Annotated in this window: 10 protein-coding genes and 1 tRNA gene; 5 read left to right on the top strand and 6 right to left on the bottom strand. The window is 55.1% G+C overall.

Annotation, left to right across the window (positions count from 1 at the left end; genetic code table 11):
• Positions 1–89 precede the first annotated feature (89 nt).
• Positions 90–398 carry a type II toxin-antitoxin system VapC family toxin gene (locus tag AMR42_RS20550; protein WP_099534140.1) on the top strand — a complete coding sequence of 103 codons (309 nt, stop codon included), beginning with the start codon at positions 90–92 and terminating at the stop codon, positions 396–398.
• Positions 399–503: 105 nt separating this feature from the next.
• Here AMR42_RS20550 and AMR42_RS13285 read toward each other — a convergent pair whose 3' ends face one another.
• A complete protein-coding gene (locus AMR42_RS13285; protein ID WP_099534139.1) occupies positions 504–1052 on the bottom strand; it encodes a DUF1003 domain-containing protein in 549 nt (182 codons plus the stop codon).
• Positions 1053–1305: 253 nt separating this feature from the next.
• On the opposite strand from AMR42_RS13285, the gene AMR42_RS13280 reads away from it, so the two are divergent.
• Positions 1306–2520, top strand: coding sequence for an AmpG family muropeptide MFS transporter (locus AMR42_RS13280; protein WP_099534154.1), 1215 nt, complete (start codon positions 1306–1308; stop codon positions 2518–2520).
• Between the two features lie 47 nt (positions 2521–2567).
• Here AMR42_RS13280 and AMR42_RS13275 read toward each other — a convergent pair whose 3' ends face one another.
• Complete coding sequence (locus AMR42_RS13275) at positions 2568–4382, bottom strand: M3 family oligoendopeptidase (protein ID WP_099534153.1); 1815 nt, start codon at positions 4380–4382, stop codon at positions 2568–2570.
• Between the two features lie 184 nt (positions 4383–4566).
• A tRNA-Ile gene (locus tag AMR42_RS13270) sits at positions 4567–4639 on the bottom strand.
• Between the two features lie 211 nt (positions 4640–4850).
• On the opposite strand from AMR42_RS13270, the gene AMR42_RS13265 reads away from it, so the two are divergent.
• Both AMR42_RS13265 and AMR42_RS13260 read left to right on the top strand, forming a co-directional pair.
• Complete coding sequence (locus tag AMR42_RS13265) at positions 4851–5522, top strand: hypothetical protein (protein WP_099534138.1); 672 nt, start codon at positions 4851–4853, stop codon at positions 5520–5522.
• Between the two features lie 212 nt (positions 5523–5734).
• Positions 5735–7045, top strand: coding sequence for a hemolysin family protein (locus tag AMR42_RS13260; RefSeq protein WP_099534137.1), 1311 nt, complete (start codon positions 5735–5737; stop codon positions 7043–7045).
• Positions 7046–7129: 84 nt separating this feature from the next.
• On the opposite strand, the gene AMR42_RS13255 is transcribed toward AMR42_RS13260, so the two are convergent.
• Positions 7130–8314 carry a transaldolase gene (locus AMR42_RS13255; RefSeq protein WP_099534136.1) on the bottom strand — a complete coding sequence of 395 codons (1185 nt, stop codon included), beginning with the start codon at positions 8312–8314 and terminating at the stop codon, positions 7130–7132.
• Positions 8315–8564: 250 nt separating this feature from the next.
• On the opposite strand from AMR42_RS13255, the gene AMR42_RS13250 reads away from it, so the two are divergent.
• Positions 8565–9500, top strand: a complete 936-nt coding sequence (locus AMR42_RS13250; protein WP_143473081.1) for a glutaminase — start codon at positions 8565–8567, stop codon at positions 9498–9500.
• 139 nt (positions 9501–9639) lie between these two features.
• On the opposite strand, the gene AMR42_RS13245 is transcribed toward AMR42_RS13250, so the two are convergent.
• On the bottom strand, positions 9640–9810 hold the full coding sequence (locus tag AMR42_RS13245) for a DUF2256 domain-containing protein (RefSeq protein WP_099534134.1): 171 nt from the start codon (positions 9808–9810) through the stop codon (positions 9640–9642).
• A 137-nt stretch (positions 9811–9947) separates the two neighbouring features.
• Entirely contained in the window at positions 9948–10607 is a 660-nt protein-coding gene (locus AMR42_RS13240) for a Crp/Fnr family transcriptional regulator (RefSeq protein WP_099534133.1), read from the bottom strand.
• Positions 10608–10671: the final 64 nt, after the last annotated feature.

Below are 10671 nucleotides of genomic sequence, written 5' to 3'. Positions count from 1 at the left end.
GCAAGTTGTACTCGGTCGCTATGGCTCAATCAGTCATTGGAGCTATGATTTACTGCCAGAAACTCTTGTTGCCTAGAGTATGAAGTTTTGTGTTTAGATTCAACACTTCTGGAGTTGAGCGATTAAACCGATTTTTACAATCAGTTCGATACTTACCCATCACGATTACTGATCTGAATCTCGCAGCAACTCTTTGGGCCGAAGCGCGCTACCGGGGCCAAAAAACAGAAGGCGATCGTGACTTGGGCGGCGATCCCATTTTGGCGGCTCAGGTGCGATCGCTCTTTTCACCCTGGGTCAATGTGGTTTTGGTCACTGAAAATCGCAAGCACCTAACACGCTATGGCATTGATGCTCGATCGTTCCAAGAAATCCTATTCCCAGGAATGGAATCATGAGCGATCGCCCCATACTTGAGCACTCAGAAAAATCCCGAATTGTCTAGCTGCGATGAGCTGTGATCCTCTGAACTTACCTGAAATTCAAAAAAAGGATCCTGGCCTTCACGCTAAATCGGATTTGCTGGAAGCGGCTTTCAGTTGTTTTTGGAGTTCATCAATCTGTCTTTGTTGCTCACGCAGCAGGTGCAGAATTTCGCTCAACTCTGCCTCGCGCAGAAGATTAATTTTGTCATGCAGCAGCTCAATTTCCAGCTCTGATTTCAGATTCACTTCATGATCATGCTTAGCCTCTTGGCGATCAATTTCATTTTGCCGATTTTGGCTCATCATGATGATTGGTGCTGTGTATGCTGCTTGGAATGACAACATCAAATTCAGCAAAATGAATGGATAGGAATCCCAATGGATAGTCTTGTTGCTGACATTGCAAAAAATCCAGAAACCTAAACAAATGGACTGGATGATGACAAATTTCCAAGAGCCAACCGTTGAAGCCACCAAGTCAGCAAGATGCGAACCCAAATCCGCTTTTTCTTTGGGTGGGTTCTCAGCGGGATTTCGTTCCCGCAGGCGCTGAATCAGCCGATACTGCTCGGGGGTAATATTGGCGCGGCTGGGGCGACGAGGATAGCCGGGAGAATTGACAGGCATAACGCGATCTCGTGGGAGAAAGTTAGCACTAGGATATTGAGGCTCAAGGGGTTGTGGCTAAAAAGAGCCGCAGCGAAAGGGGGGAGTCTCTGGTATTCACACCACTGTTGCACCACTCCCGCCGGATCGCTCTCGGTTGGTTAACAGCAGTAAACTCAACCCAATGTTTCTCTACGCCGGTTGCCCAACACCCGTGAAAGTTCCTCTTCCGTCCCCCCTCGCCTCGATCGCCCGGTTGTTTCAACAGCCCAAGATGGCGGCTCTGCTGCTCTTGGGGTTTAGCTCGGGGTTGCCCTTGCTGTTAACCAGCCGTACTCTTCAGGCTTGGATGACGATGGAGCAGGTGAACCTGAGCGCGATCGGGGCCTTTAGCCTGGTGGGATTGCCTTACTCCCTCAAGTTTTTGTGGGCCCCCTTGCTCGATCGATTTGTGCCACCGTTTTTTGGGCGGCGGCGGGGTTGGTTGGCCCTCAGTCAAGGGGCGATCGCCCTGGCCCTGTTGGCGTTGGGGATGCAAAATCCCCAGCAGGGGCTACAGGGGGTGGCGATCGCGGCGGTGTTGGTGGCCCTGCTCAGCGCCACCCAGGACATTGCCGCCGATGCCTATCGCACAGATGTGTTGACTCCTCGGGAAATGGGAGCCGGAGCGGCCATCTTCGTGTTGGGCTATCGCGGGGCGCTGCTCATTGCGGGCGGAGCAGCGCTGGTGCTGGCCGATCGCTTCACCTGGCCGGTCACCTACAGCATGATGGCGGTCTTGATGGCGGGCTGCATTCTGTTGAGTTGGCTGGCCCCAGAACCCACAGCCCCCCAACAACCACCCGCCAGCCTGTCGGAGGCCGTTTGGTTACCTTTTAAGGATTTCCTCGATCGCTACCATTGGCAGCGGGGCCTGGCCATTTTGGCCTTCATTGTGCTCTATCGCTTGGGCGATTCGATGGTGAACAACATGGCCCTGCCCTTTTTGTTGCAAACGGGCTTTAGCCAAACGGAAGTGGGCGCTATTCAAGGGGTGATGGGCTTGATTGCCACCATTGTCGGCTCCTTAACGGGCGGTGCAATTCTCAGCCAAATTGGCATTGGGCGATCGCTCTGGGTCTTTGGTGGATTACAAGCCCTGAGCAATGTTGCCTATTTAATTTTGGCTTGGGTGGGGAAAAATGCTACCGCCATGGTGTTAGCAATTAATGTGGAAAATTTCTGTGGTGGATTAGCAACAGCAGGATTTACAGCATTTTTGATGAGTCTTTGTAATGCTCGTTTTTCCGCCACCCAATATGCTTTGCTGTCCAGTTTGATGGCTGTGAGTCGTGATTTGTTTTCGGCTCCTTCTGGTGCTTTAGCCCAACAGTTGGGTTGGCCTGGCTTCTTTTTGCTCACGATCGGGGCGGCGCTGCCGGGGTTGGCATTGTTGCCCTGGTTTGCTCCTTGGCATCAATCGAATTCCCCATCGGAGCTTAACCAATAGAATGCAGCCCCGGTCAACTTCAGCCTGAATGATTGGGCAGCCTTCCGCTAGGGCACGGTGCTGGCCAGGCGATCGACCAAATTCGCCACATAATCTAGCGCTTGGGAAATGGTCGCCGGATCTTCCAAATCCACACCCACATAATGCTTAAGGGCGGCCATTTGGTTTTCGCTGCCCCCACTGGCCAGCAGTTGTAAATAGCCGGGTACAAAATCTCGGCCTCGTTGGCGATATTGTTGATAGCAAGCCAGGCTCACGATGTCCGAAGCGGCATATTGATAGCAGTAAAAGGGCTTGAAGAAAATGTGACCAATTCGGGCCCAGTCGTATTGGTGCTCTGGCAGAATTTCAACCGCATCGCCACACAAATCTCGGTAGAGACTATCCCAAACTTCATTCAAAAATTCAGCATCAAATCGCCCCTTTTCGGCTCGATCGTGCAGGGCCAATTCTAAGCGGCTGATGGTGGTTTGTCGGAAAAGCAAACTCAGTTGAGCTTCTAGCTGGCGCGTAATTAAACTGCGCTGCATATTCGGATCGGAATGGCGATCGAGCAAATAATCCAACAGCAGCAGTTCATTAAAGGTGGAAGCCACTTCCGCCAACACCAAAGGTGGATTGCTGTTGAAATAGCGTTGATGATCGTCAATCCAGGCAAAGTGCAAGCCATGACCCATCTCATGGGCCAAGGTGAATAGAGAGCTGTAATCGTCGGTGTAGGACAAAAACAAATAGCTATGTTTGCCGTGGGTGTAGTTGCAAAATGCGCCGCCTCGTTTGCCCGGCCGCACGGCAGCATCAACCCAACGGTTTAGGAAAAACTCTTCGGCCCGGCGGGCATAGGTTGTGTCGAATTGTTCCAGGGCCGCCAGCAGGATTTGAGTGCCTTCTGAGAACGGGAGCGGGGCGATCGGTTCGGTGCTCCAGGGAGCATAAACATCACAGGTGCGAATGGCGGCTCCGGTGGCTTTTGCTTTGATGCGGTAATAGTTTTGCCAAATTTCGGTGCGATCGCGCGTGCCATTCATCACGGCCCAAAACACCCCTTCGGGCACTTCGTCGCTAATTAACTGTTTTTCCAGGGTCGATCGATAGCCGCGCATTTGGTTTTCGATCGCGTGATCCTGGGCGATCGTGCTCAGGATGTAGGCATAGAGGGTGTTGTGCTGTTGGCTGACGACTCGCACCGAGTGATAGGCCTGTTCGCGCACGGTGCGATCGCCCTGAAACAACAGAGCCGCAAGTTCGGCTTCCGTGGTGGCGGTTTTGCCATCGGCCGTGGTGACGGGGGTGTAGGTCTGTTCGCCCAAGTGGATCGATCGCAACTGAATAAAGGCCTGCCGCCCGGTCAGGCTGTCTCGGTTGCGCGTTTGTTCCACCACTTCCGGCAACCGAAACGGCGCAAATCGCCCCACGGATTCCAGGTAATGGGCATAAAGCCGCAGCTCTGGGGCCTGTCGCAACTCCGCCAAGTGGTCGGCACTCATGGCCTGAAGTTCCAAGTCAAAAAAGACCAGCTCGTTATTCACGGTGGTCAAGGCCGTTTGGATTCGATCGACCTCCCCTTGGGCGGTGGTGTCTCGGGTGTTGGCCGCAAAGGTGAGTGAGGGAAAGCTCCAAAGATAGCCCACCGCTTGGTAGATGCCTTCTAGTTCTTCCAAAGCCTGGGCCAACTCCTGCGCTGTCAGCAGGGCCACGCGATCGCGGTAGGTGATCCGAAAATTCTCTGCTCGATCGCTCACCCAGTGCAAATCAGCCTCATAGCGGGGATCATCAAATCCCGCATATAAATCGGCTAAATTCCAGGTTAATGGGTCGTTTTTGTCGGTGGTTTGGGCCGTCCCGATCGCACTTGCTACCATAGCTCCAACCTTCGCCTCAACCTTGGGTTCACGCAGCACTTTCAGACAGTCACATTCAATTCAAGCCGGTTCAATTCAAGCCGGTTCAATCAAGCCAGTTCAAGCAAGCCAGTTCAATCAGGCCGGTTCGAGTGAGCCAGCTCGATCGATTTGGCTTGATCAAGTCGGTTCGATCGTAAAACAATCCAGGGTACAGGAGTTGAACCTGTCTGAGGCGAATTATGAGTTCGCTGCCTAAACCGCTCGGCCAACCCTGGAAAATGTCGGAGACTCAATGCTCAGCGATAGGTTGTGGGGGCGGTCTATCGCTTTTGGAGAGTCGTGTGAGTTGACACTCGTCATTAATTTTGCCATTGGCCGCTAGTTTGGGCAATATTCTTGGATAGAGTTTGAATGGCTTGAGTGATCAGCCAGCCGCCATCTGTTCTGGATCTCTCAACCTCTCTCAAGTAATCTTCATCAACTGCCGTGAATCCCAGCGCTGGTTTGACCATTCTGTTGTTGTTGTTGATGGCGGGCACGGGCATCGCCAGCACCTCCTGGGGCTATAACCTCGGACGGGAGGCGCTGAAGGGCATTGTGCAACCGGACTTTCGCCCCACGGCGGACTCCTCAGGACGAGGCGGCAAGCGACCGGAACCGGCTCCCCTGAAACTGCTGAATGAGCAACAGTTGCTGGCCAAAACCAAGGCCATCACCCAAACGGCTCCCGTGGGCAATGCGCCGCCCAAGCCGGTGGATCCGGCCTTGACCCAAACCCAACCTCAGGCCAAGCCTTTGTCACAAACGGCGGTGGCCAAGTTGCCCATTTCGGCCAAGGCGGAAGGTGTGACCCTGACGGTGGTGGGAGCCAGCCGGGTGGGCGATTCGTTGGTGCTGGAGTTGACGCTGCGCAATCAGGGCGATCGGGCGGTGCAGTTTCTCTATAGCTTTTTGGAAATGGCGGACGATCGGGGCGATCCCCTGAGCGCGATCGTGGAAGATTTGCCCAGTGAGCTACCGGCCGACGGAGCCACCGTTCGGGGCAAGGCGATCGTGCCGACGGTGTTGCTGGATGGCGTGAAGTCGTTGCAACTGTCCCTGACCGATTATCCCGATCAGCAATTACAGCTTCAAATTCAGGGCATTCCCGTGCGTTAGGGCCGATCGCCCTTGGCCACAGCTTCATCAGCCATTGATTTCAAGATCGGATTGATAGATTTGATTGAGAAATTCCTTTTGAAAAATCCCCGCCAGCAAGATGGCCGAGTCTTGGTTTCTGAATAGAACCCAGCAAAATTCCGCAAAATCCAGCAAACTTAACCAGGATCAAGCAAACTCAATCAAACTCAATTAAACGGAATCTAGTAGCGGTGGATAGTCAAGGCTGGACGTTGAGCTTGTGGGTGCTGCTGTTGCCCATCACGCTGAATGCGTTTTTTGTGGCGGCAGAGTTTTCCATGGTGGCTGTGCGGCGATCGCGCATTGATCAACTCGTTGCAGGCGGGGATCCGGCGGCTCGCAGCGTCCAGTATTTGCAACAACATGTCGATCGGTTGCTGTCCACAACCCAGTTGGGGATCACCCTGGCGGCCCTCACCCTGGGTTGGTTGGGTCAGTCGGTTTTGGCCGCGCCCCTGGTCAGCGGTGCAATTCACTACTGGCCCGCTGCGGCCGATCGCCCTTTGGTGCAGGCGGTGGCCGTGGGAACCGCGTTCCTGTTGGTGGCCTATCTGCAAATCGTGTTTGGGGAATTGGGCCCCAAGTCGATCGCCCTGCGTCATGCGGAACAGGTGGCCTTGGTGTTGGGGCCGCCCAGCGTCACGATCGGGCGATTTTTACAGCCGATCGTTTGGTTTTTGGAACGCTCCACGCGGTGGGTGTTGCGGGCCTTGGGGTTGCGGCCCAGCGATCGCCATTGGGCCAGCCCGATCGCCCTTTCGGAGTTGCAACAAATTGTTGGGAATTCCACAGAGTCCCCGGACTTGGAAGCCGATGAGCGCCGCCTGCTGCAAAATGTTCTGACCTTTCGAGCCGTGACGGCCCGGGATGTGATGATTCCCCGCACCCAGATGGTGGTGCTGGAGCAGTCGGATTCCGTGACGGACTTGCTGGCGGCCGTGGGCCAAACCGGCCACCTGCGTTACCCGGTGATGGGTGACTCGATCGATGACATTGTGGGAATGGTGCGGTTTAAAGACTTAGCCACGCCCCTGGCCGCTGGGGAATTGAGCCTGGATACGCCCCTGAGCGCTTGGATTCAGCCCGCCTGTTTTGTGCCGGAATTTGCCAATACGGCGGACTTGCTGCGATCGCTCCGGCGATCGGGACAACCCATGGCGATCGTGGTGGATGAATTTGGCAACACGGCGGGTTTGGTCACGCTCACCGATGTGGCGGAGGAAATTGTGGGGCCCCTGGCCGCCGACGACAGCTCGATCGAGGCGATCGACGAACAAACCGCCTGCGTGCCCGCCCAAATCACGATCGACGAGGTGAATGGCCGTCTGGGGCTAACCCTGCCGGAAGCCGACGATTACCAAACCTTGGCCGGGTTTGTGCTCTGCCACCTGCAACGAATTCCCCAAGTGGGCGAAAGCTTTCGTTACAACGGTTTGGAATTTGAAATTGAAGCGGCCAATGGGGCCCGACTCGATCGGATCCGCATTCGCCGCCTTCACTAGATCCTGACTAGATCCTTAAAAATCCTTCGTCAGTTCTTCAGATTCCCCACTGGAGAATCTTGCAGCCGTGACCCAAATCAGGCCCTAAACACCTACCAAGTGGTGGTGATAGGCTGCCCCAAGACCGGCCGCCATTTCAGCGGGGGTGATTTTGCCATCTCGATTGGAATCTAGGGCATCAAAAACCGCATCGCTCCCAGCCCATTCTTCACGGGTAATGAAGCCATCCCCATCCAAGTCGTAGACATGGAAAATGTCATCGGCCGCATGGCTGAGGGCTTCTTGGCCTTCCAATTGAGCCAGACGATTTTTTAACAGCAACTCCAGAGATTCCAGCGCTTTCGAGAAGCCTTCAATCCCCTCCGTGAGCTTTTCGGAAGCCATTGGATCGTCTTGGTGCATTTGATCGAAAACTTCGCGATTCATCTCGATTTTTTCGATCGGCTCTGCACCGGCCAAGTCAGGACTCAGCTTTCGCACTAGCTCGCCCTGATTGCTTTCCAGCTCGTCCAAAAGGGCCGGCGAAATGGTCAGCAAATCACAACCGGCCAGTTCCACAATTTCGCCCATGTTGCGGAAACTCGCCCCCATCACCTCCGTTTTGTGGCCGAAGGTTTTGTAGTAGTTGTAAATCCGCGTGACGGACAACACACCGGGATCCTCTGGGGCTGGAAACGAATCGCGACCGGTCTTTTTCTTGTACCAATCCAAAATTCGACCCACGAAGGGCGAAATGAGGGTCACGCCCGCCTCTGCACAGGCGATCGCCTGGTGCAACCCAAACAACAGGGTGAGATTACAGTGAATGCCTTCCTTTTCCAACACTTCGGCGGCGCGAATGCCTTCCCAAGTGGCGGCAATTTTGATCAGAATTCGATCGCGTGAAACACCGGCTTTTTCGTACTCCGAAATCAGATAGCGACCCTTGGCGATCGTCGCTTCCGTGTCATAGGACAGGCGCGCATCGACCTCCGTGGAGACCCGACCGGGAATAATTTGCAAAATCTTTTTACCAAAGGCCACTGCCAAGCGCTCAAAGGCCAGGGAAGCCACCTCCTCCGCGCTGGCTTGCTTGCCCTTTTCGGTGCGGGCCTCCAGCAGGGTTTGATCCACAATTTCCTGGTATTGCGGCATTTGGGCCGCGGCGGTGATCAATGAAGGGTTCGTTGTGGCATCGCGGGGCTTGAGTCGTTCGATCGCCTGAATGTCGCCGGTATCGGCCACCACGATCGTCATTGTGCGTAATTGTTCAAGCAAGGTCTGAGCCATGATCACTTCTCGCTGAGAGCGTTGCGAGTGTCCCGCCCTCTCGGTTGGGCCGGGAAATGTGCTTCCAGTGTGGCCGATCCCACCGGGAATGGTGACGCTCCCGATGAGAACTTCAACAAAATCACAGAAAAGTTCAAAGAGAGCGGGAGTTCCTGGTAAGTGTTCAATCAGCGATCGATAAGAAACCTCATCACTTGATCACAATTGCTTATCAGGCTCCCTGGCCTTCTCTAGAGTATTAGCAGGGCTGGTGGCTGCTTCCTGTATGCCGGCCCAAGGCGATGCAGGCGACATGACTGGACTAATCGCAACATCTCGGTTGTTGTTGGATGATCTGGCTCGACAAGGAGCGCGATCGGGCATCAGTGGCTACTTGCCAGACTACGTGCCCGCTTTGGCCAAGGCCAATCCGCAAGAGTTTGCGGCCGCCGTGCAGGCCGTGGATGGCCGCAGTTGGGATCGATCGCCCCCGGGGCGGCGGGTGGTGTTGATGAGTGTGATGAAACCCCTGCTGTTGTTTTATGCCCTTGCGCTTCTGGGCCCCGAGGTTGTGAGCGGCTTGGTGGGCTGTCAACCATCCGCCAAGGCCTATAACGACTTGGATCAACTGCTGGAAGATGCGGGCCATCCCCGCAATCCCATGCTCAACAGTGGGGCCCTGGCCCTGGCGGGGGCCCTGCCTGGAACCACCGCACGCGATCGGGTGCGGCGGTTCCAAGCTTGGTTATATCGGGAAACGGGCTGCCTCATGCCTGTGAATGAGACGGTGCTGGCTTCGGTGCAAAGCCTGCCCAACGGCCGCAATCGTGCTTTGGTGCAAACCTTGGTGGATTCTGGCCGGGTGGCAGAGCCGGAAATTGCCCTGGAGATTTACAACCGGCTTTGTTGCTTGGGGATCACGATGCCTGAGTTGGCGGCTTTGGGCTGTTGGTTTGCCAACCCGCCGTCCCAATGGGCTGAATTGGTGCAGCAAACCCTAGCGGCGATCGCTGTGGGGGGTCTCTACCAAGATTCGGAAACCTGGATGGCGCACGTGGGCTGGCCCACCAAGTCCGGCGTGAGCGGCGTGGTTTGGTCAATCCAGCCCGGCCAAGGATCGATCGCCTGTTACAGTCCTCTGCTGAATCCCCAAGGCCATTCGATTTTGGGGTTGGACTTTGTGGAAGGGGCTATTCGCTGGTTTTGATTCACCCTGAACCCAATAGCCTGAATCCAATCAATCACTTCAAATAATCCAATAATCACTTCAAATCCCGTTGAAAGGTTATTGAAGGGTTGTTGATTGTCAAGATTGTGATTGTCAAGATTATTGATTGGGCCATGGTTCAGGAGGCAGACTCGGGGCGATCGGCTTGATTTTTGCGGCGACGACAGCGATCGGAGCAGTATTTCACTTCGTCCCAGCAGTCTGCCCATTTTTTGCGCCAGGTAAAGGACAGGCCACAAACGACACAAACTTTGGTGGGAAAGTCGGCTTTCTTGCGTTGTTTGGGCATGGAATCTTCAGGCGGATGGGGCGCACAATTCAATATTCAATTGGCGCAAGCATTCTAACGAATTTTCACCCCGAATTCTTGGCAGGTTCCCAAAGGCCTTTGGTCTCCAAGACCTCTGGCATCAAAGGCTTCTGGTATCAAAGGCCGCGGGCATCAGGTGAATTCTTGCCTCCGGCGGGAAACCAAAGGTGTCGATCGGCATCAATCTCGATTCGGCCTTGGGCTTGAAACAGTTGCAACAGCCGAGTCACGGTGACCCGGGTGGTTTGGGCGGCGCTGGCCAATTGCCGATGGGTGAGGCGCAAGTTCAAACGACGCGCTGAGCCAAGGGGTTGCCCAAATTCCCGATCGAGCAGTTGCAGCAATTGCCAAAGACGCTCATCGGCGCGCTTCAGGGTGAGCAAGGATTTCAAATCGCTGGCCTGATCCAAACGGCGCAGAGCATGGAACAGCAGGTTGCGGGCCAGGATCGGGGATCGTTGCACCTGGTCGATCGAGAGGGGCAACAGATCCGTGGGAGCCAAGGCCGAGGCCCGGTAAGGATTCACCGCGCTCAGAACCTGTCCAAAAAATGTCCCCGTGCTCGCAAAGCCCAAAATTGCTTCGGAACCGTCCGGCAGCAGGGTTTCGAGGGCCACGGCCCCGCGATAGACAACCCAGAGGCGATCGGGTTGGAGGGGAATGGTTTGGTTGGTGCGAAAAGATTCGAGGTTTTGGCTGCGGTATTGGGCTTCGAGCAACCGGCGCAGTTCCAGGTCGGTGCTACTGGCCAGGGGCGATCGGATCATTTTGGGCATGGGAGGGGAAGCAGAGGGCGATGGGGTGCGATCCCAGGACGCAAATTGCGGGTGCTGAGTCTTG

The organism is Limnothrix sp. PR1529, from assembly GCF_002742025.1.
Classification (GTDB): Bacteria; Cyanobacteriota; Cyanobacteriia; order CACIAM-69d; family CACIAM-69d; genus CACIAM-69d.
This window is presented reverse-complemented; position numbering and strand designations above follow the sequence as displayed.